Consider the following 24,531-nt stretch of genomic DNA (forward strand, 5'->3'; position numbering starts at 1 on the left):
GCTGATGCTCAGAACCTAGAGGTCACTGCACCTGGGAACGGGCGATCTTGCCGGTGAAGGACTGGGCCTCGTCGGCATCCTTGACGTCCTTGTTCCAGGAGAACATGGCGCGCAGCTTGGGGCCGACCTCCTCGATCTTCTCGTGGGAGTACTTCTCCTGCAGCTCCTTGAACTTGGGGGCGCCGGCATCCTGGTCGTCGATGAACTCCTTGGCGAAGGAGCCGTCCTGAATGCGCTGCAGCTGGTGACGCATCCTGTCCTTGGTGGACTCGTCAACCACGGTGGAGGTGAAATCGCCGTACTGAGCGGTGTCGGAGCAGGACCAGCGGGCCTTGTTCAGGCCACCCTCGTTCATCAGGTCGACCAGCATCTTGAGCTCGTGGCAGACCTCGAAGTAGGCGATCTCGGGCTGGTAGCCAGCCTCGGTCAGCACCTCGAAGCCAGCCTCGACCAGGTGGTTGACACCACCCATGAGCACATCCTGCTCACCGAAGAGGTCGGTCTCGGTCTCTTCCTTGAAGGTGGTCTTGATGGCGCCGGCGCGCAGGGCGCCCAGAGCCTTGGCATAGGCCAGGGTGATGTCCCAGGCGTCGCCGCGCGGATCCTGCTCCACGGCCACGACCACGGGCACGCCACGGCCTGCGACATATTCACGACGGACGATATGGCCCGGGCCCTTGGGGGCCACCATGAAGACCGGGTGGTCGGCGCTGGGCTTGATGTAGCCGTAATGGATGTTGAACCCGTGGGCGAAGGCGACAGCCGCACCCTCCTTGATGTTGGGCTCGATGTCGTCCCGCCAGATGTTGCGCTGGTACTGGTCGGGAGCCAGGATCATGACGATGTCGGCCTCTTTGGTGGCCTCGGGCACGGTCTTGACCTCCAGGCCCTGCTCCTTGGCGAAGGGCACCGACTTGGAGTTGGCACGCAGGCCGACCACAACGTCCACACCGGAATCACGCAGGTTCAGTGCATGAGCATGTCCCTGGGAACCGTAGCCGATGATGGCCACCTTCTTGCCATCCAGAACCGAAAGGTCCCCATCCTTCTCATACCAGATCTGTGCTGCCATTATCTACACTCCTTTATGTGCGGTCCAACCGGACCGGCTCTTCCAGGCCGGAGAACGCAAAATACTGTGAATTCCTGTTGTTGTTCCAGGCGGACGATGCTCTTTCGACCGGGGCGACGGATTTTGTCCTTGACCCCGATCCGTACCCTATGGATACGGTATGCCTCCAACCATACTCGTGATATGGCCAGATGGACTGTCCGCAATTCGTTGTTCGGACACCGGCGCAATTCGAGGAACCGGCCGGCGGGATGCATCCCAAGGCTTACTTGGTGAAGTCCACATCCTTGGTTTCGTGGCAGGTCAGCACTGCCACCAGGCAGCAGACCGCCATAACGGCCAGGTAGAGCCCGACCGAGCGCACTCCCCAGTGGGAGGAGAGCCAGGTGGCGATGGTAGGCACGAAGGCCGCGCCCACGATGGCCGCCAAGTTGTAGCCGATGCCGGAGCCCGAGTAACGCACGTTGGCGTCGAAGAGCTCCGGCAGGAAGGCGCCGATAGGCCCGAAGGCGATGCCCATCAGGACGAACCCGACGCAGAGGAAGACCATGACCTGGAAGGTGTTGTGATGGGCCATGAGCAGGTAGGGGAAGACCAGGCTGAAGACCACCAGCATGACGGAGCTGCCGATCAGCACCCGGCGACGGCCGATGCGGTCCGCATAGACGCAGGCCAGCACGATGAAGAGGGCGAAGACCAGGATGGAGACCATGAGCATGAGCAGGTACTCCTGGTTGGTGAAGCCCAGTCCGCCGCCGCCCTGGGACTTGGGCTTGGTGCCGTAAGCCAGCGACCAGGTAGCCAGGGTATAGAAGAGCGTGTAGGTGACTGCGACCAGGAAGGTGGCCTGGAGCACCTGGCGCCAGCTCTTGCGGAAGACCTCCAGCAGCGGGGTCTTGACGACCTTCTGCTGATCCAGGGCCATCTGGAAGATAGGGGTCTCCTGCATGGAGACGCGCACAGCCAGACCCACGACCACCAGGATGGCGGAGAGCAGGAAGGGCACGCGCCAGCCCCAGCTCAGCATCTGCTCGGGGGTGCAGAACATCTCCAGCAGGAAGTAGGTTCCGTTGGCCAGGAAGAAGCCGATGGGGGCGCCCAGCTCAGGGAAGGAGCCGTAGAGCGCCCTCTTGCCTTCCGGGGCGTTCTCGGTGGCCACCAGGGCCGCGCCGGACCACTCGCCGCCCAGGCCGATACCTTGCACGAACCGGCACAGGCAGAGGACCACCACGGCCCAGAGTCCCCAGGTGGCATAGGTGGGCAGGACGCCGATCAGGACCGTGGAGCAGCCCATGGTCAGCAGGGAGACCACCAGGGTGGTCTTGCGTCCCTGGCGGTCCCCGAAGTGTCCGAAGATCAAGGATCCCAAGGGCCGCGCGATGAAGGCGATGGCAAAGGTCAGCAGGGATGCCAGGAGGGCCACAGTCGGATCGGTCTTGGGGAAGAAGAGCTTGGGGAAATAGTTGGCCGAAGCCGTCCCGTAAGCGTAGAAATCGTAGAACTCGATGGCCGTGCCGACCATGGAGGCCCCGATGACTGTGCGAACCGAGCTGCGGGTCACACGGGTGCTGCCGGGCGCGGACGCTGCCGGGGCCGGGGAAGCAACACTGACGTCGTTTGCCGTCACTTCATCTCATCTCCTTATAGAAAAACCCCGCTGTCGGCAGGGTCTGATGCGATGAAGCCTATGCGTCCAGCCCCGCCTTCCGACGGGGTCGAACAATGAAGATTGTCGAGTCAGTCCGCCGGTGAGGACGGGCTAATAATTCGTGCGGACACGGTGTCGAATCGGCGGGTGTCTGTCAAGCTGGTCATCACGGCGAACCTCCCTTCATCATTCACAAACCGGATGCGTTCTCTGCGCATCCGCATTGCTGCCGACCATAGGCCTGACACCGGCTTGCTCAACCAGACAGGTCCACTATGTGGACGGATGGTTATTGGAGCCAGTAAAGAACCGACCAGGAAATTCGTCTGAGATTACGGCCTGTCGGTCGGCATACATCAGGGCACAGGAGAAGGAAAACCGGGCGGCCAACGCATCCGGCGGCACCAGGAAGAGGGCGGTGGCCAGTCCGTCAGCCAGACCCGTGGGGTGTTCGTTGTCCTTTTCGCCGGCCACCACCCAGGAGGCCAGCACACGGTCGACCGGACGGCCGTCGATGGCGTCCAGGATGTGGTGAAGTGCTGTCAATCCCGCCGCTGCGGCATCCTCGGACCGGTCGGTCCAATGGCGACGGCTGGGTGCCGAGGCGCACAAGGAGCCGCGGGAGAGCTCGATCCGACCCACGCCTGCAGACAGATCGCCGGGATCCTCCATGGCGATGGAGACCAGGTGAGAGGTCCGCATACGCATGTCGCCGCCGGCATCGATCAGGTACTCTTCGACACGAGGTTCGAGCAGATCGGCAATGAGGTCTACCAGATAGCCCTTGCCAACCGCCCCGAAATCAAGGCTGACCGGGCCGGTAGTCATAAGGACAGCACCCTGACGCCTGAGGTCATCACCCCAGGTCGGTCGCCCGTGGATCCGTCCCAGATGACCGGCGGCATCGGCCTGCAGCCGGAAGGTGGGCTGTCTTCCGTAGCCCAGACGGGTCAGGTCCTCGCCCACCATGGGGTCCAGGGCCCCGTCAGTGGCGGTATACAGCCTGTCATATAGGTCAAAGAGCCCCTGGCAGTAGTCAGGAAAGACAAACCTGCCCCCATGAGTAGCCTGGGCCATTCGCGCAGGTATGGCATCCTGCCTGAACCGTGACAGGGCACGCTCGTAACCCTCAATCAGATCGACGATGGCGCCGTGCAGCCGTTCTCCCAGAGGCCTGTCCGTGGAGATGATGATTCCCGTACCGACCGCCTCAGGGAAGGCGGTCAGGCAGGGCAGAGCCATGGATCTTCCTTAGTCGATCAGCGAGTGGATCTGCACGATTTGATCGCGGCCCGGACCCGAGCCCACGGCCGAGATGCGGCAGCCGGACAGGTCCTCCAGGCGGTGGATGTAGTCCTTGGCCTTGGTCGGGAACTCCTCGAAGCTCTTGGCGCCGGAGATGTCCTCGCGCCAGCCCGGCAGCTCCTCGTACACCGGCTGGGCGGATTGGAACTCGGCCTGGTCCACAGGCATCTGATCCACCCTGGCCCTGGAGCCGTCGGAGCGGGTGATGTCGTAGCCCACGCAGACCGGGATGGTCTCCAGACCAGAGAGGACATCCAGCTTGGTCAGCACGATGTCGGTCAGGCCGTTGATCTGCACTGCATAGCGGCTGACCAGCGCGTCGAACCAGCCGCAGCGGCGGGAGCGGCCGGTGGTCACCCCGTACTCGTGACCCTGACGGCGCAGCCATTCGCCCTGCTCGTTGTCCAGCTCCGTGGGGAAGGGCCCCTCCCCCACACGGGTCACATAGGCCTTGGCCACGCCGACCACCCGGTCGATCTTGGTCGGGCCCACGCCGGTGCCGGTGCAGGCGCCCCCGGCTGTGCAGTTGGATGAAGTGACGAAGGGATAGGTGCCATGGTCCACGTCCAGCATGGTGGCCTGTCCCCCCTCGAAGAGGACATTCTTGCCCTGCTCCAGGGCCTGGTTGAGCATCAATGAGGTATTCGCCACATAGGGCTTGAGCCGTTCGGCGTATCCCGCCAGCTCTTCAACGGTGGCCTCCACCTCGATGGCCCGCCGATTGTAGAGCTTGACCAGCATCTGGTTCTTCTGGTGCAGGCTGGCCTCCACCTTGTCACGCAGGTGGTCGACATTGAACAGATCGTGCACACGAATGCCCACACGGTTGATTTTGTCGGCATAGGCCGGGCCGATCCCGCGGCCTGTCGTGCCGATCTTATGCTTGCCCAGGAAGCGCTCGGTCACCTTGTCCAGCGTCCGGTGGTAGGGGGCGATGATGTGCGCGGACTCGCTGATCCTCAACCGGCTGCAGTCCACGCCGCGGGACTGGAGCCCATCGATCTCCTCGAAGAGGGCGGCCGGGTCGACCACGACGCCGTTGCCGATGACCGGGGTAATGGCCGGGTGGATGATCCCTGATGGCAGAAGATGGAGGGCGTACTCCTGATCGCCCACGACCACGGTATGGCCGGCGTTGTTGCCCCCGTTGAACCTGGCGACGTAGTCCATGTGCTCGCCGATCAGATCCGTTGCCTTGCCCTTGCCCTCGTCGCCCCACTGGGCCCCGACGATCACGATTCCCGGCATACGATGCTCCTTATCCACTGGTCGCCATTCAAGGAAAACAAAGGCAGACCATCCATAGACGAGCCTAACCCCACGTATGGAGCGGAAGACGGATCCGGAAATAGGGAAGCCGCGTATATTCTGGCCGGAGACCGGAATTCCCAACAGGGCTTCAGTAAGGTTCCACCCTATATGAAAGCCTATGCAGATCCAGAGTTATGCCTGGATACCAGGATGGAACCAGCATAAGACCGGCTTCGATGGCTATGGCCAGACACGAGAAGAGCGTGGCGCCAGGGTTGAGCGCATGCATGAGCCCGAAAGAAGTGAGGTCAAAGTCAGTGCAGGCACCCAGCCCAGCCAGCGATCCAGGGCGCGGAAAGCCAGAACCGCCGCCCAGCCCGCCCAACAAGGAGACGAAGAAACCATAGGCCGTCAACTCGGTAGGCTGACGTTCAGCCCACCTCACCAAGACAACTTTGGCATACAATCAGATGCCGAAGCCCATGAGGAGGATGGCGACCAATAGCACCAGCCATTGGGCCCATAAGGGACGGCCGATCATCGGGGTCGTTGAGGAATCAAGCAGCAGTCTTGTGTATTCCCTGTCTGGGCGGGCGTGAATTGGATGGCGTATGCCGTTTCATCTCATGGCCCGCCCTGCGCTGCCCAGCTGCTGGCAGGCTTCGACTACACGAGCCGCCATCCCGTCCTCGGCCTGGCGCCCCCAGGAACGAGGGTCGTACTCGCTCTTTTCGCCGACCTCCCCATCCACCTTGAGGACCTTGTCATAGTTGGCGAACATGTGCCCTGCCACAGCCCTGGTGAAGGCGTACTGGGTGTCGGTGTCCACATTCATCTTGACCACCCCGTGGGCGACGGCCGAGGCGATCTCCTCCGGCTGCGAGCCAGAGCCCCCGTGGAAGACCAAGAGGAAGGGCTTGTCGGCAGGGGCGCTCGGAGCGGGGATGCCGCCAACCTCCCCATCGGATATTGCCTTGGCGGTCCTGGCCTGGATCTGCCCCAGCAGGTCGGGCCTCAGTTTGACCACACCAGGCTTATAGGACCCGTGCACGTTGCCGAAAGTAAAGGCCACCATGTAGCGACCGCGCTCGCCCAGACCCAGGGCATCAACCACCTTGGGACCGTCCTCGGGCGAGGAATAGAGCCGCCGGTCGATAGCAGCCGAGTGACCATCCTCCTCGCCGCCGACAGTGCCCACTTCAATCTCCAGTACGGCGTGGGCGGCGCGGGACAGCTCCAGCAGCTCCGCGGCCGTGGCCAAATTATCCCTCAGGGGCAGGCTGGAACCGTCCCACATGTGCGACTGGAAGAGCGGATCCTGACCGTGGGCCACCTGATCCTTCTCGTAGGCCAGCAGGGGCCGAACCCACTCGTCCAAGTATTGCGGGGCGCAGTGGTCCGTATGCAGGGCCACGGTGATGCTCGGATAGCGGGCGACCACCTCATGGGCGAATCTGGCAAAGGCGATGGAGCCAGCCACCCGGTCGACCAGACGCTGTCCGGACAGGTAGGCGGCACCTCCGACGGAGACCTGGATGATCCCGTCAGACTGTGCTTCGTCCAGCCCCTGCAGGGCCGCGTTCAGGGTCTGCGTGCTGGTCACATTGATGGCGGGATAGGCGTAGGACCCCCGTCTGGCCGCATCGAGCATTGCCACATACCGTTCAGGAGTCGCTAAAGTCATACCCTCATTATCGTCGGTTGCGCGGAAAAGCGGCCGGCCACTCGCAGCTGCAGACATCACCGATGGATTTGCTTGTCTCTGCCCTGATGGCGAACACCCCGCGACGCACTTTGACAAGCCTCCGAGCCGCAGGTAGTTTAGCTCCGTACAGTTTGATGAAACGTTACATCAAACAGGTTGTTTGTTTCACGGCAGTAACGAATCAGCCTAGGGAAGGCACGACATAGGTAAGCAGAGGGTTGGGGCTGCCCATCCTTCTGGGAAGGAGACCAACGTGTCAGCAAGCAAGGAAACCGTCCGCAAGATCATCCTGGATCTGGACACTGGCATCGATGACACGCTGGCCCTGTCCTACGTCCTGGGTTCCCCAGACGCCGAACTGATCGGGATCACCGGCACCTACGGCAACGTAGTGCTCGACCAAGGCGTCGACAACGATCTGCGGCTGCTGGCCATGTATGGCAGGGAGGACATCCCGGTCTTCAAGGGAATCGATCACCCCAGCACGGCCGAATCCTTCAGCGTTCCGCCGGACTCCGAAATCTTCCACGGGGCCAACGGCACCGGCAACATTGAAATCCCCGCACGCACCGACCGGCAGGCCAGCCAGCAGAGCTCAGTGGACTTCATCATCGACGCGGTCCGCCGCTACCCCAAGGGCGAGCTGGTCGTGGTGCCCACCGGCGCTCTGACCACCATCGCCGCCGCCCTGGAAAAGGCCCCCGACATCGTCGACCGCATCAGCATTGTCATGATGGGCGGCACGCTGACCCAGCCGGGCAACGTAGGCCCCTTCGCGGAAGCCAACATCAACCAGGATCCCGAGGCTGCCAACCGGGTCTTCGCCACCACCGCAGACATCACCATGGTCGGCCTGGACGTGACCACCCAGGCGCTGATGAGCCGCGAGGACACCGAGGCCCTGCGCGCCACAGGCACCAGCGCCGGCCGCTTCCTGGCAGACATGACCGACTACTACATCGACATCAGCGAAAAGGAGAGCGGGGTCTACCTGGGCGGATGCAACCTGCACGACCCCCTGGCCGCCGCCGTGGCCATCGACCCCAGCCTGGTCACCACCTTCGCCACCAACCTGATGGTCGAGACCGAGGGACCACAGCGGGCCCGCACCATCGGCGACCCCAGCAGGCTTCTGAACACGGTCAAGAACACCAAGGTGGCCCTGTCGGTCGACGCCGAGCGGTTCACCCGGCGCTTCATGGACAGGCTTCTGACCCTGGTGCGCAAGACCGAGAGCGAACGATAGAAGGACGGCAGTCATGAGCGAATCCATCACCACCGAGGCTACCGAAGCGACAGTGGACGAAAACCGCCGCAGCACCAAGCGGGCCCTGCCGGCCCTGCTGACCATCTTCCTGCTGGGCACACTGATGATCCAGGCCTTCAACCTGGTCTTCCAGAACGTGGGCGACTCCCTGGGGATGTCCGCCAACGCCTCGCTGATCAGCACCCTGCCCGGCATCGTCCTGGGCGTGGTCTGCATGCTCTACGGAACCCTCTGCGACTACATCTCCCCCCGGAAGATGACCCTGTTCGGCGTGGGCGCCCTGATCATCGGCAGCCTCCTGGGCTTCTTCGGCGCATCGAACTTCTGGGCCGTGGTCCTGGCCCGCATGATCCAGACCGCGGGTGGCCAGGTGGCCGGCTCGGTCTTCCTGGTCATGGCCATGAAATACCTGAGCGACAAGGAGCGCGCCTTCTATCTGGGCATCTTCAATGCCGTCTACTACGCATCCTCTGCCGTGGGCATCTTCGCCGGCGGACTGATCACCTCCATCGATTGGCGCTACCTCTTCCTGGTGCCGCTGGTCTCCGTTCTTTTGATCCCTCCGGTGCTCAAGTACACGCCCGACACCGGCATCAAGGGCGAGCGCATCGATGTCTTCGGCATCGCCCTGTTCGCGCTGATCGCCGGATTCGTAGCCGTCTACTTCTCCTTCCCGGCCACCTGGATGCTGGGGGTGCTGGCCATCCTGATCCTGATCTTCGCCGGCTACGTCTGGAAGGGCGCCAACCCCTTCCTGAGCCGCGGATTCGTGACCAACGGCGCCTACATGGCTGTCCTGCTGGCCCTCTTCGTCTTCTACTTCTTCAACTTCGCCTGCGTGCCCATCTACAACGTGATCGGCGACCGCATCTACGGGATCTCCCTGAGCCAGGTCTCCCTCTGCCTGACCATCGTCTACATCGTGGCCACTCTGGTGGGCTGCCTGTCCGGAGTCATCATGAACGCCATGGGACGCCTGCCCATGCTGATCCTGTCCGCCCTGCTCATGATCGCCGGAGCTGCCGGTTCGGCCCTGATGCTCACCTCGGGCTTCTGGGTCCTGACCGCGCTGGCCTCGGTCTTCATCGCCGGCATCACCATGTCCTACACGCCCCTCTACGACTCCTTCTCGGCCACCCTGCCCGTGGATCAGAACGGACGCGGCATCGGCATCGGGGATCTGATGATGAACACCTCGGCCTCCATCGGCATGGCTGTCTACAGCGGACTCATGGCCAATCCCCAATTCGGGTCGCATGCACTGGCGGGCGTCAAGACCGGCATCCAGGCCCAGGTGGCCAACATGTTCTGGGTCATGGCGCTGGCCGCCCTGCTGGCCCTGATCATCGTGGCCGTCTTCCACAAGGCCATGTCAGCCAAGGCTCCCCAGGAGTAAGGCTGGTGTGACCCACACATTCTTGGTCGGATAGCCGCACGGCCCGGTCTGCTCTTCCCAGCCTTGGGAATGGGTCAGGTCCAGGCCCGGCACCCGGCCGCGCGAACCGGGGAGGAAGCGGAGTTCGGACTGCTTTCGGCATTGTGATAGTCCCCCTCTTCCCTCAGCCGCCGAAGGCAAGAAGATCGCCGCCCCTCCCCCCGGTGGAGGACCCCCGTCATAGCCATAACTGACGGGGGTTCTTCCATATCTTCATATCTTCAGCTCCTGTCTTCAATTCTGTGCCTACGACTCGGGCCGTACACCGAAACACAATTGATATAGACATCAGAGAAGAGGAATCTGAACCAGAGAATGCGAGTGCCCGGAACTTTCGAGCCCATCTTGGAGATTAGCCGACCTTGAGTCTCAAATCCAAAGGAGATGGACGCTCAAGGAACAGAAGCCCGGCCCGATCAAACACTAGACGTCTCATGGGTTTGCGAATGCCCTGCTGTCCTGCAATAAGCCTCAACGAACTCAATCGAGCCATTGGCCAGGTGGTTTCACGTGAAACGTCGGCGCGCTGATCCTTCCCCCAAAATGAAGAGAACCCGGCGGTGCTTGAACACCGCCGGGCGAGAGAGAAGAAAGGGAAATCAGTTGTCGGACGGAGGTCAACCGCCCGTTCGGTTTTTGAGCCGATATCTATAGTAAAGAACAGCTACCTTGTAGTGACGATAGTGTTATCTGAAAATTCTCTGTGAATCCGGCCAGGTCAGAAAGCGGGCATAGGGCCGGTTAGACTGGATTTCGGATGGTTTCCCGTCAGAGGAGAGACCCTCGATCAACGAACCTGAAGGAGATACCTAGGCATGTTGCTCAGCGACCATGACATCCTGGATGCCCACCAGGCAGGACACCTGAATCTGGACCCGTGGACGCCTGCCATGGTCCAGCCCTCCAGCGTGGACGTGCGCCTGGACCGCTACTTCCGGGTCTTCAACAACCATCAGTACACCTACGTGGATCCGGCAGAGGACCAGGGCGCACTGACTGAGCAGTTCGAGGTGCCCAAGGACGAACCCTGGATCCTGCATCCAGGCGAGTTCGTTCTGGGATCCACCTGGGAGTACGTCAAGCTGGACTCGACGCTGGCCGCACGGCTGGAGGGCAAGAGCTCCCTGGGTCGTCTGGGCATTCTGACCCACTCCACCGCCGGGTTCGTCGATCCGGGCTTTGAAGGGCACATCACCCTGGAGCTGTCCAACGTGAGCACCCTGCCGGTCAAACTCTGGCCTGGCATGAAGATCGGCCAGATGTGCTTCTTCCAGCTCTCCTCGCCCGCCCAGTACCCCTATGGATCCAAGCACAACGGCTCCCACTACCAGGGCCAGCGCGGTCCGACCCCTTCACGCTCCTACGTCAACTTCTACAAGGCCGACGTCTCGGACTGACTGCCAGCAGCCGCTTCCGCCATCACCTTGACTTCGAGCGCACTCGAAGGGGTATAGCTGAACCTGCCGGAATGACCCGGCCAAGATGACGGCAAGGAGATCAACCCATGGCAATCAAACAAACGGCGGGCCACGACCAACTCGGTCGATTCGCACCGCAATTCGCCCACCTCAACGACGATGTGCTCTTCGGCCAGGTCTGGTCCCGCGAGGACGAACTTTCGGCTCGGGACCGCAGCATGATCACCTGCGCAGGCCTGATGAGCATGGGGCTCTTCCCCCAGTTGAAGAGCCATATGGCCATGGCCAAGGGCAATGGCGTCACCCGCACTGAAATGGTGGCGCTGATCACCCACCTGGCCTTCTATGCGGGATGGCCCAAGGCATGGTCGGCTTTCGACCTGGCCAAGGAGGTCTATGGTGAGGGCGACAGCGACGACGAGAGCCAGGATACCGTTGCAACCCCATCTAAAGCCGGGACCGAGCCGGATTCAGGGCCCTATCCATTGGGAGATTCGGCAGACGGACCCAACTTCACCGGCCATGTCTGGCTGCACCCCCTGACCGATCCGGACGCGGAATGCTCAGCCAGCAATGTGACCTTCGCACCCGGATGCGTCAACCGTTGGCACACCCACCCGCATGGCCAGCTCCTGATCGTCACCGCCGGGCAAGGGTGGGAGCAGGAGGAAGACCATCAGCCGCGCAGACTGGAACCAGGCGATGTGGTCTTCTGCCCGGCTGGCGTCAGACACTGGCATGGGGCTTCAGGCCGGTCATCCATGGCCCACATCGCCGTCACCCTGGCATCGAAGGGACAGTCCCCGGTCGAGTGGATGGAGTTCCCAGATCCTGATCAGGTAGCCGCTCTGGGATGACCCGCACGGTCGGTCTGCGCGGCCTGAACGATAAAGGTACAGCGTGTCTTCACCCTGCAGATGTTGAGACCGACAGACAGCCAACCGGTTCCCGCCTGCCTTTACACTGAAGACATGGCTAACAAGAAAGGCCCGACCAAGGGTTCGGGCGGCAAGCACCGCAACAAACTGCGCGGCAGGGGGCCCACGCCCAAGGCCGAGGATCGCGTCTACCACAAGGCCTACAAGGCCCGGCAGGCGGCCCAGCGCAGGCAGGCGGCCGACCCACGCCTGGCGGCCCGCCGCCGGGCCGACCGGTTCACCTCCGATTCCGACGATCTGGTCATCGGCCGCAACGCCGTTCTGGAAGCCCTGCGCGTAGGAGTCCCGGCCAGCCAGCTCTATCTGGCCGCCCGGATGGAACACGACGACAGGACCAGGGAGATCGTACGGCTGGCCGGGCAGGAAGGGCTCAACCTGCTGGAAGCCGACCGCCTGGAGATGAACCGCATCGCCCGGTCCGGCAACCACCAGGGCGTGGTCCTCAAGGTGCAGCCCTACCAGTACGCCTCCCTGCAGAGCCTGGTCGACAGGGCCGAAAAACACGCAGCCGCCCTGGAAGGAGCCGACCAGGCGACCAAGATCGCCGCACGCCCGCTCTTCATCGCCCTGGACGGGGTCACCGACCCCCAGAATCTGGGGGCAGTGATCCGTTCAGCAGCGGCCTTCGGGGCCTCGGGGGTGGTTCTGCCCGAGCGACGCAGCGCCTCGGTCACAGCCGCGGCCTGGAAGGTCTCCGCCGGAGCCGCCGCCCATCTGCCCGTGGCCCGTGTGGTCAACCTGACCAAGGCCATCCAAGGGCTCAAGGAGCGCGGCTACTACGCGGTCGGCCTGGACGGCGCAGGCACCGCCACAGTAGGCGAGACAGGCTTCGAAACCGATCCGCTGGTGGTGGTCCTGGGCTCCGAGGGCAAGGGGCTGAGCCGCCTGGTCCGAGAGAACTGCGATGCCCTGGCCTCCATCCCCATCTCCAGCTCGGTGGAATCCCTGAACGCTTCGGTGGCGGCCGGCATCAGCCTGTACGCCGTAGCCATGGCACGCCGACGGTCCGCCAGCCAAGCCAAATAGCCCCAGGCAGGCACCGGCAATCTGAAGACGGGCAGACCCAAGCAGTAACAGCCTGCGCGCCTCAGCCAGCATGCAACAGACCGGTGCCGCACAAACCCAAGAGTCAACTGGAGGCCCAGACCGCATCGTCCTGATCGTCCTCGTCGGCAGCCGCATCCAGGCTGCCGGGGGCGTAGACCGATCTCAGCGAGCTTCGGCCGCCATTCTCGTCTTCAAAGGCTGGTTGCGACGGCACCTCCTCGCCTGCCCGGTCGCGATCCTTCTGGGTGCCCGCTCCGGTCTGGCCTCCAACACTGGTTTGGTCAGCCATCCCACTGTTGGCTGCGTCATGGCCCCCCTCCTCATGGCCATTTGCATCCTTGTCAATCTGATTACGGGCAGTTTGCTTACTCTGACCAGCCTGGGCATGGGCGTCCTGCCAACTCATTTCGTCATCGACCACCCCGGCATCGGCCTCTTCGTTGATGGTCTTCATGTCCTCGGAGTCCAGCCGGTACTCGGGCAGGGACTCGCTGATGTAGCTCTGCACGGCCTCGGCCATGGGCACGTCGTGGCCGGCCTTCTCGGCCATCAGCCAGCGGTGGGTCAGCACCTCATGGAAGAACTGGGCCGGTTCGATCTGCGAGCGGTATTCCGGCGGGATCATGCGCACGGTGGGCTCGAAGACCTCGCGCATCCAGTCGGTAGCCACAATCTCCAGGTCCTCGCCCTGCCGCCAGGTGGATGCCCGGTAGGCATCCAGATCGTTGAGCAACCGCCGGGCCTGATTCTCCTGCACATCCAGACCAGTCAGCCGCAGCAGCTTGCGGGAAGCGTAGCCAGCATCGACCACCCTGGGGCGCACTAGCACCCGGTTGCCGTCCTCCTCGGTCTTCATCTCCAGCTCGTCCACATCGAAGCCCAGATCGTTGAGCCGGTTGACGCGACGCTCGATCTTCCACATCTCGTCCGGATCGAAGCTATCCACGTCCGTCAGGGCGCTCCAGAGGGAGTGGTAGCGGTCCACCAGTCGGTTGCCCACACCGACCTCGTCCACCTCGCCGGCCAGCAGATTGCCGGAATCCAAATCCATGAGCTCGCCGATGATGTTGGTTCTGGCCAGATCGATGTCATACTCGCGCTGACCGTCGGTCAGGCTGGGGTGCAAATCTCCGGTCTCGGCATCGACCAGGAAGGCCGAGAAAGCATCGGCGTCGCGCAGGAAGAGCACGTTGGACAGGGAGACGTCGCCCCAGTAGAAGCCGGCCAGATGGAGCCTTACCAGAAGAACCGCCAGAGCATCGATCAGACGCTCGGCCGTGTCCGGACGCAGGTTGCGGGCAAAGAGGGCACGGTAGGGCAGCGAGAACTTCAGGTGCTGGGTGACCAGCATGGCCTCAAGGGGCTCGCCCTCGCGAGTGTGCCGACCGGTGACCACGGCTATGGGGTTGACCGTAGGCAGCTCCAGCTTTTGCAGCTTGCGCAGGAGCTCGTACTCACGCTCGGCCACCCGCTGGGTGATCTCCTTCATGGCATAGACATCGTCGCCCACGTGGACGAAGCGCACCACGTGCCGGGATATGCCTCTGGGCAGGTTGGCCAGCAGATCCCGGGGCCAGGTGGCCAGCGGCCTCTCCCAGGGCAGGGTGAACATCCTGGGGTTGGAGCTGGTGGCTGTGATGTGCAGGGCTGCCGGCTCCCGCTCGGAGGAGGGGTCGGCCGTGGTCTTTATCGAGGTGGCTTTCATGGCGCGGGGATCCAGAGAGGAGGCCGTCGCCCGGTTGATATTCACGCTAGTCATGCTTCATCCATCCCATCGCCGCCCATCCTATACGGGAAGAGCCCCGCACGGATGCGCCGCGCGGGGCTCCTGGTCACCCGGTCGAACAAGGAAAGGAGATGATATCAATGATCGATACAGGCCCTGCGGACCGGCGGGAAACCGTGGCCGAACCGCAGGGTCGCAGGAAGACTCAGTTCAGCCGCAGCTCGCTGGCCGGGGAGAACAGGTGCATCTTCTCAGGATCGATATGGATCTTGACCACGTCGCCCACCTTGGGGAGGTCGCGCGGATTGACGCGGATGGTGGTCAACTTGTTCTGGTCAGACATGACGATGGCCTGCTCAGCCGCGCTGTTGTCGGTCAGAATGTTGCCGTAGATGTAGCCGTCGGAGCCCAGATCCTCCACGTTGGCCACCTTCAAGGAGAAGGCATCCGGCTCGTCGGCACCGGCCAGAGAAGCATTCTCGGGACGGAAGCCCACGACGATCTTGCCCTGGTCCTCAGGGGTCAGCTTGTCGACAGCTTCGCGAGGCAGGCTGATGGTATCCTCGCCGATCTTGGCCTGGCCGTTGACCACGGGGTGGATGTTGATGTTCATGGAAGGCGAGCCGATGAAGCCGGCCACGAAGACGTTCTCGGGCCGATCATAGAGCTCGGTAGGCGCACCGACCTGCTGCAGGACGCCCAGCTTGATGACGGCGATCCTGTCGCCCATGGTCAGAGCCTCGGTCTGATCGTGGGTCACATACAGGGTGGTGACGTTGAGCTGACGCTGCAGGGCGGCGATCTGGGTACGGGTCTGGACACGCAGCTTGGCGTCCAGGTTGGACAGAGGCTCATCCATCAGGAAGACCTTGGGCTGACGCACAATGGCGCGCCCCATGGCCACACGCTGACGCTGACCACCGGACAGAGCCTTGGGCTTGCGGTCCAGGTACTCGGTCAAATCCAGCACCTCGGCGGCCTTCTCCACCCGCTGGCGAATCTCGTCCTTGGGGGTGCCGGCGATCTTCAGGGCGAAGCCCATGTTGTCGGCCACGGTCATATGAGGGTAAAGGGCGTAGTTCTGGAAGACCATGGCGATGTCGCGGTCCTTGGGCTGCATGGTCGTCACGTCCTTGTCGCCAATCATGATGCGGCCCTTGTTGACCTCTTCCAGACCGGCCAGCATGCGCAGGGTGGTGGACTTTCCGCAGCCGGAAGGCCCTACCAGAACAAGGAATTCGCCGTCTCTAATGTCCAGACTGAGGTCACTGACCGAGGGCTCATCGTTGCCCGGGTAGATACGAGTGACGTGGTCGAATACCACTTCTGCCATTATTCATCCTTTCATCGGCAGGTACGTGCCGAACGATCCGTAGTGAAGGGGTTGATGTTCACTGTGGTTTCCGTCCCGGGGTCAACACCGACATCGGCATGGCCATGCGACGGTCTTCTATTTTGCGGTTAAGAGAAACTCTCCCTTGAGCCAGTGCCCACTATACACCAAGGTCTGAATTCGACGTGTATGCCCTTGCCGACTCAATCCTTGGACTTGTCGGAATCTTCAGAGCCGCGCTCGAAGACCGTCCTTGCCACGTTGATCGCGTTGATGACCCTCGGGAATCCCACGTAGGGAGCACATTGGAGTATGGCTTCGACCACAGCCTCCTTGCTCAGCCCAACATTCAGGGCCCCCTGTATGTGAACGGCCAGTTGCGGAGCCGTGTCGCCCTGCGTCACCAGGCTGCCTATGGTGACCAGCTCACGCTGCTGGAGATCGAGTCCTTTCCGGGTGTATATGTCGCCAAAGGCGAATTCGACAATCCAGCGGCCCAGGTCCGGCGCTATATCCTGGAGAGAGTCAATGACGGCCTGACCTCCCTTGCCGTCGATAGCGGCCAAGGCCTCAGAGCCCTTTTCAAAGCGCGAAGCTTCCATGAAGCCCCTTCTTTCTTGATATTTGGATGTTTCCCCAACGATAATATTGTATCAACGCCTGTTTATGCATTATGCCGCCGGTGGTGGAGCCAACTCCGGCAATCCCGGACACGGCGAAACAGCAGAGGCCGCAATCAGGTGCTTTTCAACCTGTCGGGGCACAATGGAGATATGAGCGATCTTGAGGGTTTGGACCTAAGGCCGGGACGGCTGGTCGGGGGCTACACCCTGATTGAGCCCCTGGGCGGCGGAGCCATGGGGTCCGTCTGGCGCGCGCGGGATGGCGGGGGCCAGGACTACGCCATGAAGATTCTGCGGGAATCCTTGGAGGAGGACGAGCAGACCTCGCCAGACAACTCTGATGAACGGGACCGCGCCTCGGCCCGCGAGCGCCTGCGACGCGAGGCTCTGGCCCTGCAACGGATCCGTCATCCAGGCGTCTGCCGGATCGTGGATATGGAACTTGATGATGCCCTGGCCTTCATCGTGACCGAACTGATCGAGGGGCGCAATCTTCGCGACGACGTGGCTGTCAACGGCCCCTATCAGGGCGACGACCTGGAACGGCTGGCACGGAAGCTGACCGATGCCGTCGCTGCCGTCCACCAGGCGGGCATCGTCCACCGGGACATCAAACCCACCAATGTCATGATTTCGGTCTCAGGTCCGGTGCTGGTGGACTTTGGCATCGCCATGGGCCAGGGGCAGAGCCATGTGACCCGGACCGGGCTGGTCATGGGAACCCCTGGCTTCATCGCTCCGGAGATCATCGACGGAGCCGAGGCCGACCAGGGAACCGACTGGTGGAGCACGGCCGCCGTTCTGGCCTATGCAGCCACCGGACGAGCGGTCTTCGGCGACAAACCCATGATGGCGGTCTTGGAGCGGGAGGCCTCGGGCAATGCCGACCTGTCCGGGCTGCCCATGGGCACTATGAGAGCCCTGCGCTCGGCGCTCTCCCCCGACCGGGGGGCGCGTTGCACGCCTGAGGAGCTCCTGGAGGCCATCAGCCGGGATGCCATGGATCCGCAGGCCTGGCAGGGGGAGCAAGACGACCAGGAACCCGGCAAGGGCAGCCAGGAGACGATGCGCCCTTTTGGCGGCGACTCTTCGGAGGCTGACGGGCAGGCCGACGCGCCCACCATGGTCGTTGAGCCGGCCACCATGCCCATGCCGCCGATCACCCAAGCCGATCCAGACAGTCCGCGGACGGCCTGGTCACGACCTCCGACAGATAAGGGGACCGATGAGCAGACGACCCTCCTGCCCGATTCGGAACAGCCCACCAGCCTTTTGAATCCCCTTCCGGCAGCCCAGGAGCAGCAGGAGCAGACGCAGACCTGGCAGGATCTCCAGCCAGTAGCCGATCGTCAAGATCTCCAAACCACCACCGTTCAGGATCCGCTACCGCCGGCACAGCCCCTGCCCAGCGGATACGGCAATGACGCAAACGCCCACTGGTTGGGAGACCAGCCCCCTGCCCAGATGCGACGCCTGCGCTACTTGAAGGCCGGAACCCCTTGCCTGGTCATGCTGGGAATGCTTCCTGCCCTGCTGACAGCACTGGCCCCGGTTTCGGCGCTGGCAACCGCCGGAATCCTTCTCTGGGCCCTGAGCACTGCCGGATGGAGCATCAAAGCCCAGATCGAGCGCGAGCTGCGCCGCGACGGCGCTCGGCGGGGCACCGACCGCCTGCTGAACGCAGCCGCCCTCCCCTGGCACCTGCTCAAGGGCCTGGCGGCCGCCCTGCTGCGCCTGCCGGGCATGATCCTCGTCCAGGTTTTGGTGGCTCTGCCGCTGACCTGGGCGGGCGCCCTCACCACCGTCCGCGCAGGCCTGACCCTGGGCGAGCACCTGCTGGCCCTCCCCCTGCCAGCGGCCAGGCCGCTGTCCGCCGGCGGACTGGCCATGGCCCTGGCGACGCTGGCAGGCTGGCTGCTGACGACCCTGCCGACGCAGAACCGCTCAGCCCCCAAAGCCAACAGCGGCAACATGGTCCTGCGGCTGGCGGCGGGTCGCATCCCCATGGGCCGCCAGGATCCCACGGCGCCAGGCAACCCCCGCCGCAGGTGGATCCTGCTCCTGATCTGGCTGCTGATCATTGCCGTCCTCCTGGCCGGGCTGATCGCCCAGCCCTCCATGGACTGGGCCCCCATCCACCTCCTGCGCGCCTAAGGCCGCGCTCCACCCCTGGCGGCTACACTATGCTCAGTACGCCAAGGAAAGGATCCAGGTCATGTCCAAGGGCAAGCAGAACCGCAAGGCCGCGCTCAAGGCCCAGGAAGAGGCCCGCCGGCTCCAGGAGGCCAAGGAGCGCCGCCAGCAGACCATGATCGGCGTCATCGTCACCGTGGCGCTCGTCGCGCTGATCGCTCTGGGCGGATTCCTGTACTGGCGCAGCCATCGCCCGGTCAAGACCCAGGACCTGGAGCAGGCTCGTCAGGCCGTCGCAAAGGTCAAGGAAAAGCCCTCGGCCGCCAATGACCAGGGCGGCTTTCTGATCAGCTCCCAAGGGCTGGGCAAACCGGTGGCCAAGGCTCCGACGGTGGAGATCTACATGGACTTCATGTGCCCGGGCTGCGGCGCCCTGCATCGCGGGCTGGACTCCACCCTGACCGGTCTGGTGGATGCCGGGCAGATCAACCTGGTCATCTATCCCATGAGCTTCATGGACCGGCTCTCCACCGACAACTACTCGACCAGGACGGGCACGGCCACCATCTACGTGGCCCAGCACGATCCGGACCACCTGCTGCCCTTCATCGCCAATCTCTACGCCAAGGACTTCCAGCCGGACGAGTCCGACTACCACCCCATCAGCAACGACAAGATCCGCCAACAGGCCATCAAGGCCGGGGTTGATCCCAAGGTTGCTGACCAGGCGCTCAAGGGCCACTACCGGGCTTGGATCAAGGCCATGGACACCTACACCCCCCTGCGCAAGGAGCTCTGGAATCCCTCCGGGTCCAACAAGGGGCAGATGACCACGCCCACGGTCCGCATCAACGGCAGTTACTGGGAGCTGGGCAACCTGTCCCAAGCAGGTCTGGACTACCGCTCGGGCCTGCTCAAGGCTCTGGGCCTGGACCAGTCCAAGGTGGGCGTCAAGGGCGCCATGCCCGCCATCGGCGCCTCCGGCCAACCGCGCTCGCTGGACTGAACTGGGCAGGTCGAGAGAAATTTCGCGTCCAGCGTCCCCCTTGGGGGCACGGTGATGGTACGATATCATTCCGTACCGCGGCCCGGAGCTGTAATGGACCACCGGGACCGCCTCCTTAGCTCAGTTGGCCAGAGCAGCCGCCTTGTAAGCGGCAGGTCGTCAGTTCGACTCTGACAGGAGGCTCTACGCCAGGAACGAACCATAAAATCCGATTATTCAGCTTTGTCTCCGGGCAGGCTATAATGATGGACATTACCTGGATAATTGCAAATACTTCCCTCGAGTAAGTCATTTCGGAGGCTCGTTCTCCGAAGTACGAACGGAGCTTTTCCCCAACCATCTCCGTTCGTATTCGAGGACGGGATCATTCCCCTTCATTCCCGTCCTCTTGACGTTGATCCGCCGGCCCAGGGCCCGGGTCTTGAAAAGCCGACTGACCGATGACGGTCAAGTCGGCTTTTTTATTGCCACCCGTCTGTGACAAATGTGGATGTTTGCCCGACCTTGCTGATTGTCTGGCTTGGCTCCATGCCCGCGCCGCTAGAATTGCCAGGTACGCACAAGGCAGGAACGGGGAGGCGAGCACATGGCCAGACGCTGGACGCCGCGGCGTTTCGTCGTGCTCAGAAGGATCCGCGTGGCATCCTGCGCACTCCTGGTCGTTCTGGCCATGGTCCTGGCCTTCGGCATCACCGCACGCAAGAGCGTGGCTTTAAGCGTCAACGGCCAGACCAAAATGGTGACCACCTACGCCTACAGCGTGGACGGCCTGCTGCGCCAGCAGGGGATCAAGGTCAAGACCCACGACCTGGTCGATTCCACCTCCGGAGGCCAGCTGCGCAACCATGCGGCAGTCACCGTACGTTCCGCCTATCAGACAACCATCGTCATCCAGGGCCAACGCGTGCCCTTCTGGACCACAGCCACCAGCATGGACCAGCTGCTGGGATTCTTCGAGGAGAACCGCAAGCAGGCCATGAAGGTCACCGTGGATATAGGCAACGTCTACAACCAGCTGACCGGCGGTCTGGTCATCAACCAGGCGGGGCCGGTCACGGTCATAGCTGACGGGAAGACCTCGGTGGCCCCCGACGGCAAGCTCCCAGCCGCCTCCATCCTGGACTCCAAGGGCATCGTGCTGGGCAAGGAGGACCGGGTCAGCGTGGAGCACGACCAGGGCGCCACCGTGCTGCGTGTCCGACGGGTCACCCACGGGAACACCCAAAAGACCATCCCCCTGGCCTTTGCTACACGTACCGTGGTCGACCCGAACCTGGCGCCAGGCCAGACCCAGATCCGACAGGAAGGCGTAGCCGGCCAGCGTCTGCAGACCATCCAGGTCACCTATGTGGACGGACAGGCAGAATCGGAGCAGGTCGTCAAGGAGGAGACTGTGGCCATGCCAGTGGATCAGGTGGTGGCCGTCGGCCCTGACAAGCCAAAGGAGGGGCAGAGCAGCGGGCAGCAGTCCAAGGACAAGGGATCCGATCATGCCAAGGACACTTCCTCCCCAAGCGCCTTGCCGAGCAAGGATGCGCAGTCGGGAAAGACAACTGCCACGCCACCACAGGCATCGCAGCCATCAGGCTCGAATACAACGCCCAAACCAGACCCCCCGAGCCAGGCCGAAAACACACCAGCCCCGCCGCCATCGCCAAGCCCATCGCCAAGCGGCCTTTGGCATGCAGGACCCGGCGTAGCCCAAGCCTATGCCTCGGGTGCAGCCGCCCAGCGCGGATGGACAGGTTCGCAATTCGATGACCTGGTGAAACTCTGGAACAAGGAGTCAGGATGGCAATGGGATGCCGAGAACCTCTCCGGTGCCTACGGCATCCCCCAAAGCCTGCCGGGCTCTAAAATGAGTCAATTCGGTGCCAACTGGCGTGACGATGCTGCCATTCAAATCGACTGGGGCCTCTGGTATATCGCCCAACGATACGGAAACCCCAGCACGGCCTGGCGCCACTCCGAGCAGTACAACTGGTACTGACCCCCCTACTACATTCACGAGCAGCGAACCGACATGAACACTAGAAGCGAGAGCGACCGCCTTCTGGGTGCCGCCGATATCCGACGCATCGCCGACCAGGCCGGCATCCATCCCACCAAGCGCCTGGGCCAGAACTTCGTTATCGATCCAGGCACTGTCTGCAGGATCGTGCGCCTGGCAGAGGTGAAACCCGGTCAGTCCGTTCTGGAGGTGGGTCCAGGTCTGGGATCCCTGACCCTGGGGCTACTGGAGGCGGGCTGTCTGGTGACCGCCGACGAGATCGACTCCGGGCTGGCCCGGCGCCTGCCTGAGACCGTCAGCGAACGCATGCCGGAAGCCTTGGACCGGCTGACCGTGATCAACCGGGATGCCCTGACCCTGACCCCTCAGCTGGCAGGCGACGCGGGCAGAAGCGCCGACCTGACCCTGGTAGCCAACCTGCCCTACAACGTAGCCACTCCGATCATCCTGACCCTCCTGGCCCGGTTCGCCAATCTGAGCCGGTTCCTGGTCATGGTCCAGAAGGAGGTGGCGGACCGCCTGACTGCTGGCCCGGGTTCCAAGGTCTACGGCGCCCCCAGCCTGAAGCTGGCCTGGTACGGCCGTGCCGCTCAAGCGGGAAGGATCGGGCGTCACGTCTTCTGGCCTGCTCCCAATGTCGACTCGGCCCTGGTCTCCTTTGTCCGTAACGAGGAAGGGCACATCGGCGAGGATGAGCGCACGCGGAATCGGGTTTTCGCTCTGATCGACGCCGCCTTCGGCCAGCGCCGCAAGACCCTGCATGCTGCCCTTAAGGGCCTGGTGCCCCCCGAGGCCTTCAAGGCGGCGAGCATCGATCCGAGCCGACGCGGAGAGACCATGACCATTGCGGAATTCGCCGCCCTGGAGCGGGCCGGCCGCGAGGTGGCCGCGTGAGCCCGGCCGTCGGCGGGGAGGGGATCGCCCTGGACTGCCCGGCAAAGATCAACCTGCTGCTTCGGGTCGGACCCGCCCGAGCGGATTGGGGCGGCCGTCACCGCCTGGACACCATCTACAGTGCCGTAAGCATCCTGGACAGAGTGGAACTGCGCCCAAGAGAGCCCGGCAGCGGCTTCAGGCTGCACATGGAGGGCGAGCATCTGGGCGATCTGGGGGACCATGACGCTGATCCCCATGCAAACCTGGCCGTCAAGGCCCTCCTAGCCATGGCTCAGGCCACCGGGCGCCAGCCGGATGTGGCCATCCGCATCACTAAGCGGATACCGGTGGGCGCCGGGCTGGCCGGGGGATCCACGGATGCGGCCGGAACCATGCTGGGCCTGAACCGGCTCTGGAAGCTCGGGCTGGGCGCAGCTGATCTGGATGGGATCGCCGCCGGGCTGGGCGCAGACCTGCCCTTCTGCCTGCATGGTGGCCTCAGCCACGGCTCGGGTTTCGGCCAGGTTCTGGAGCCCTTGGATCCGACAGGTGCGGAGGCTCGAAGTTTGCGCAATGCCGGACTGACCGGCCGCCTGCTGATCGGCGCCTATGAAGATCAGCTGAGCACGGCCCAGGTATACAAGGCCTTCGACGCGATCGGCCCCGGCCCCGGCGACCTGAACGACCTGCAAAAAACCACCTGTGCTCTTCACCCACGCTCGCTCCTGGCTCTGGATCTTGCCCGGCGGGCAGGGGCAGGGCCAGCTTTCGTCTCGGGATCCGGCCCATCGGTGGTGGCTATGGTTCCTCACTTGGACCAAGCGGCTACACTGATAAGACTCTGGCGGGAGCAGAATGCCGTAGACAGAATCATTGAGGCTGACTCGCCAGTCCTGCCCAGGATGGTCCCCCTGCGAGTCACCCATGGACAGTAGAGTAGGCAACATGACGAATCCCGAACCACTCGACGAACGCGAGGCCCGCAGGCAGTTCGTACGACGGCGGCAGAAGATGGTCTTCACTATAGCCGTCAGCGCCCTGGTGGTCATCCTGGTCATCTGTGGTCTGATCATCTTCGGATCCATCGGGCATACCGCCAAACACGCCACCATCGCCAAGCCCAACTATGGGGTCGCTGTGCCCTGTCCGCCCGACAAGTCCAAGCTGGTCAACCACCCCGACATCCGTGTGCGGGTGCTCAACGGAACCAACAAGTCCGGTCTGGCCACTGCTCTGGCGTCGGCCCTGCGCAATCGGGGATTCAACATGCAGGATGTGGCAGACTATCCGGGCAAGACCGAGACAGCGCGCACCCAGATACGCTTCGGCGCCTCGGCCATTGACCGCGGCTACACGGTGGGATCCCAATTCAACGATGCCGTTCTGGTCATGGACGACCGCAGCGACGATCTGATCGATGTGGTCATCGGGGCAACCTTTACCGATCTGAACGACGAGGACAGCACCTCTGTCGTAGGCCGTAACATCAAAGCCATCAAGGGCTGCCTGGCTGACCCCTCCTCCCTGAAGAACCTGCCCAAGGCTCCCAAGGCCTGACACCGCAGCAATGTTGCCGGCCTGGCATCCCGCCCAGGAGCGCGGACCCGGCTGTTGTAGAACCTTCAACCGGAGGCGTTTGCGCGCATGGTATGGTAGTAGGTGTAACACCTTGGGGTCGTGGGTGTTTGGGGATTTGATACAGTTTCTTAGTACAGCTTTTTGCTACAGTTTTGAGTG

The 24,531-nt window shown here is 63.1% G+C and carries 20 protein-coding genes and 1 tRNA gene; 12 read left to right on the top strand and 9 right to left on the bottom strand.

Features of this window, described 5'->3' with window-relative positions:
• Positions 1-22: 22 nt before the first annotated feature.
• The 6 genes from ilvC to fbaA all read right to left on the bottom strand — a co-directional run bounded on the left by ilvC (position 23) and on the right by fbaA (position 6,960).
• The gene (gene ilvC, locus ACUIAG_RS06710) at positions 23-1,072 is read right to left on the bottom strand and encodes a ketol-acid reductoisomerase (protein WP_015022635.1); all 1,050 of its coding nucleotides are present in this window, start codon (positions 1,070-1,072) and stop codon (positions 23-25) included.
• A 265-nt stretch (positions 1,073-1,337) separates the two neighbouring features.
• The gene (locus ACUIAG_RS06715; RefSeq protein WP_445340382.1) at positions 1,338-2,594 is read right to left on the bottom strand and encodes an MFS transporter; all 1,257 of its coding nucleotides are present in this window, start codon (positions 2,592-2,594) and stop codon (positions 1,338-1,340) included.
• 399 nt (positions 2,595-2,993) lie between these two features.
• Positions 2,994-3,962 (bottom strand): FAD:protein FMN transferase, encoded by a 969-nt coding sequence (locus tag ACUIAG_RS06720; protein WP_445339442.1) that lies wholly within the window; start codon positions 3,960-3,962, stop codon positions 2,994-2,996.
• A 9-nt stretch (positions 3,963-3,971) separates the two neighbouring features.
• Positions 3,972-5,273 (bottom strand): adenylosuccinate synthase, encoded by a 1,302-nt coding sequence (locus tag ACUIAG_RS06725; RefSeq protein ID WP_101433069.1) that lies wholly within the window; start codon positions 5,271-5,273, stop codon positions 3,972-3,974.
• A gap of 151 nt (positions 5,274-5,424) precedes the next feature.
• Positions 5,425-5,721, bottom strand: coding sequence for a hypothetical protein (locus tag ACUIAG_RS06730; RefSeq protein ID WP_445339443.1), 297 nt, complete (start codon positions 5,719-5,721; stop codon positions 5,425-5,427).
• A 174-nt stretch (positions 5,722-5,895) separates the two neighbouring features.
• Positions 5,896-6,960, bottom strand: a complete 1,065-nt coding sequence (gene fbaA / locus ACUIAG_RS06735; protein WP_445339444.1) for a class II fructose-bisphosphate aldolase — start codon at positions 6,958-6,960, stop codon at positions 5,896-5,898.
• Between the two features lie 274 nt (positions 6,961-7,234).
• On the opposite strand from fbaA, the gene ACUIAG_RS06740 reads away from it, so the two are divergent.
• The 5 genes from ACUIAG_RS06740 (at position 7,235) to rlmB (ending at position 13,065) form a co-directional block, all read left to right on the top strand.
• Complete coding sequence (locus ACUIAG_RS06740; RefSeq protein WP_445339445.1) at positions 7,235-8,227, top strand: nucleoside hydrolase; 993 nt, start codon at positions 7,235-7,237, stop codon at positions 8,225-8,227.
• A gap of 13 nt (positions 8,228-8,240) precedes the next feature.
• Positions 8,241-9,644: an MFS transporter gene (locus tag ACUIAG_RS06745; protein ID WP_045925037.1), complete on the top strand. Its 1,404-nt coding sequence runs from the start codon at positions 8,241-8,243 to the stop codon at positions 9,642-9,644.
• Positions 9,645-10,498: 854 nt separating this feature from the next.
• Complete coding sequence (dcd, locus tag ACUIAG_RS06750; protein WP_024627087.1) at positions 10,499-11,080, top strand: dCTP deaminase; 582 nt, start codon at positions 10,499-10,501, stop codon at positions 11,078-11,080.
• 107 nt (positions 11,081-11,187) lie between these two features.
• Positions 11,188-11,958 carry a carboxymuconolactone decarboxylase family protein gene (locus tag ACUIAG_RS06755; protein WP_445339446.1) on the top strand — a complete coding sequence of 257 codons (771 nt, stop codon included), beginning with the start codon at positions 11,188-11,190 and terminating at the stop codon, positions 11,956-11,958.
• A 114-nt stretch (positions 11,959-12,072) separates the two neighbouring features.
• Positions 12,073-13,065: a 23S rRNA (guanosine(2251)-2'-O)-methyltransferase RlmB gene (gene rlmB, locus ACUIAG_RS06760; RefSeq protein ID WP_445339447.1), complete on the top strand. Its 993-nt coding sequence runs from the start codon at positions 12,073-12,075 to the stop codon at positions 13,063-13,065.
• 103 nt (positions 13,066-13,168) lie between these two features.
• Here rlmB and ACUIAG_RS06765 read toward each other — a convergent pair whose 3' ends face one another.
• The 3 genes from ACUIAG_RS06765 to ACUIAG_RS06775 form a co-directional block, all read right to left on the bottom strand.
• Positions 13,169-14,845, bottom strand: coding sequence for a DUF4032 domain-containing protein (locus ACUIAG_RS06765; protein WP_445339448.1), 1,677 nt, complete (start codon positions 14,843-14,845; stop codon positions 13,169-13,171).
• A gap of 172 nt (positions 14,846-15,017) precedes the next feature.
• The gene (locus ACUIAG_RS06770) at positions 15,018-16,145 is read right to left on the bottom strand and encodes an ABC transporter ATP-binding protein (protein ID WP_101433077.1); all 1,128 of its coding nucleotides are present in this window, start codon (positions 16,143-16,145) and stop codon (positions 15,018-15,020) included.
• Positions 16,146-16,348: 203 nt separating this feature from the next.
• Positions 16,349-16,747, bottom strand: a complete 399-nt coding sequence (locus ACUIAG_RS06775; RefSeq protein ID WP_045925043.1) for a carboxymuconolactone decarboxylase family protein — start codon at positions 16,745-16,747, stop codon at positions 16,349-16,351.
• Between the two features lie 171 nt (positions 16,748-16,918).
• Here ACUIAG_RS06775 and ACUIAG_RS06780 point away from each other — a divergent pair, with 171 nt between their 5' ends.
• The 7 genes from ACUIAG_RS06780 to ACUIAG_RS06810 all read left to right on the top strand — a co-directional run bounded on the left by ACUIAG_RS06780 (position 16,919) and on the right by ACUIAG_RS06810 (position 24,351).
• Positions 16,919-18,922 carry a serine/threonine-protein kinase gene (locus ACUIAG_RS06780; protein ID WP_445339449.1) on the top strand — a complete coding sequence of 668 codons (2,004 nt, stop codon included), beginning with the start codon at positions 16,919-16,921 and terminating at the stop codon, positions 18,920-18,922.
• A 61-nt stretch (positions 18,923-18,983) separates the two neighbouring features.
• Positions 18,984-19,907: a thioredoxin domain-containing protein gene (locus ACUIAG_RS06785; RefSeq protein WP_445339450.1), complete on the top strand. Its 924-nt coding sequence runs from the start codon at positions 18,984-18,986 to the stop codon at positions 19,905-19,907.
• Positions 19,908-20,016: 109 nt separating this feature from the next.
• Positions 20,017-20,090: transfer RNA gene (locus ACUIAG_RS06790), tRNA-Thr, on the top strand.
• 403 nt (positions 20,091-20,493) lie between these two features.
• On the top strand, positions 20,494-21,897 hold the full coding sequence (locus ACUIAG_RS06795) for a G5 domain-containing protein (RefSeq protein ID WP_445339451.1): 1,404 nt from the start codon (positions 20,494-20,496) through the stop codon (positions 21,895-21,897).
• A 33-nt stretch (positions 21,898-21,930) separates the two neighbouring features.
• On the top strand, positions 21,931-22,812 hold the full coding sequence (rsmA, locus tag ACUIAG_RS06800) for a 16S rRNA (adenine(1518)-N(6)/adenine(1519)-N(6))-dimethyltransferase RsmA (RefSeq protein ID WP_445339452.1): 882 nt from the start codon (positions 21,931-21,933) through the stop codon (positions 22,810-22,812).
• Positions 22,809-23,729, top strand: coding sequence for a 4-(cytidine 5'-diphospho)-2-C-methyl-D-erythritol kinase (locus ACUIAG_RS06805; protein ID WP_445339453.1), 921 nt, complete (start codon positions 22,809-22,811; stop codon positions 23,727-23,729). The genes rsmA and ACUIAG_RS06805 overlap by 4 nt, the downstream gene beginning before the upstream one ends.
• 10 nt (positions 23,730-23,739) lie before the next feature.
• Entirely contained in the window at positions 23,740-24,351 is a 612-nt protein-coding gene (locus ACUIAG_RS06810) for a LytR C-terminal domain-containing protein (protein ID WP_029676096.1), read from the top strand.
• Positions 24,352-24,531: the final 180 nt, after the last annotated feature.

It is taken from the genome of Bifidobacterium sp. ESL0825 (assembly GCF_052606465.1).

Bases quoted from the DNA above. Each gene is read 5' to 3' on its own strand.
- ilvC (WP_015022635.1), bottom strand. From the start codon at position 1,072: ATGGCAGCACAGATCTGGTATGAGAAGGATGGGGACCTTTCGGTTCTG.
- ACUIAG_RS06715 (WP_445340382.1), bottom strand. From the start codon at position 2,594: ATGGTCGGCACGGCCATCGAGTTCTACGATTTCTACGCTTACGGGACG.
- ACUIAG_RS06720 (WP_445339442.1), bottom strand. From the start codon at position 3,962: ATGGCTCTGCCCTGCCTGACCGCCTTCCCTGAGGCGGTCGGTACGGGA.
- ACUIAG_RS06725 (WP_101433069.1), bottom strand. From the start codon at position 5,273: ATGCCGGGAATCGTGATCGTCGGGGCCCAGTGGGGCGACGAGGGCAAG.
- fbaA (WP_445339444.1), bottom strand. From the start codon at position 6,960: ATGACTTTAGCGACTCCTGAACGGTATGTGGCAATGCTCGATGCGGCC.
- ACUIAG_RS06745 (WP_045925037.1), top strand. From the start codon at position 8,241: ATGAGCGAATCCATCACCACCGAGGCTACCGAAGCGACAGTGGACGAA.
- dcd (WP_024627087.1), top strand. From the start codon at position 10,499: ATGTTGCTCAGCGACCATGACATCCTGGATGCCCACCAGGCAGGACAC.
- ACUIAG_RS06755 (WP_445339446.1), top strand. From the start codon at position 11,188: ATGGCAATCAAACAAACGGCGGGCCACGACCAACTCGGTCGATTCGCA.
- rlmB (WP_445339447.1), top strand. From the start codon at position 12,073: ATGGCTAACAAGAAAGGCCCGACCAAGGGTTCGGGCGGCAAGCACCGC.
- ACUIAG_RS06765 (WP_445339448.1), bottom strand. From the start codon at position 14,845: ATGACTAGCGTGAATATCAACCGGGCGACGGCCTCCTCTCTGGATCCC.
- ACUIAG_RS06770 (WP_101433077.1), bottom strand. From the start codon at position 16,145: ATGGCAGAAGTGGTATTCGACCACGTCACTCGTATCTACCCGGGCAAC.
- ACUIAG_RS06775 (WP_045925043.1), bottom strand. From the start codon at position 16,747: ATGGAAGCTTCGCGCTTTGAAAAGGGCTCTGAGGCCTTGGCCGCTATC.
- ACUIAG_RS06780 (WP_445339449.1), top strand. From the start codon at position 16,919: ATGAGCGATCTTGAGGGTTTGGACCTAAGGCCGGGACGGCTGGTCGGG.
- ACUIAG_RS06785 (WP_445339450.1), top strand. From the start codon at position 18,984: ATGTCCAAGGGCAAGCAGAACCGCAAGGCCGCGCTCAAGGCCCAGGAA.
- ACUIAG_RS06795 (WP_445339451.1), top strand. From the start codon at position 20,494: ATGGCCAGACGCTGGACGCCGCGGCGTTTCGTCGTGCTCAGAAGGATC.
- rsmA (WP_445339452.1), top strand. From the start codon at position 21,931: ATGAACACTAGAAGCGAGAGCGACCGCCTTCTGGGTGCCGCCGATATC.
- ACUIAG_RS06810 (WP_029676096.1), top strand. From the start codon at position 23,740: ATGACGAATCCCGAACCACTCGACGAACGCGAGGCCCGCAGGCAGTTC.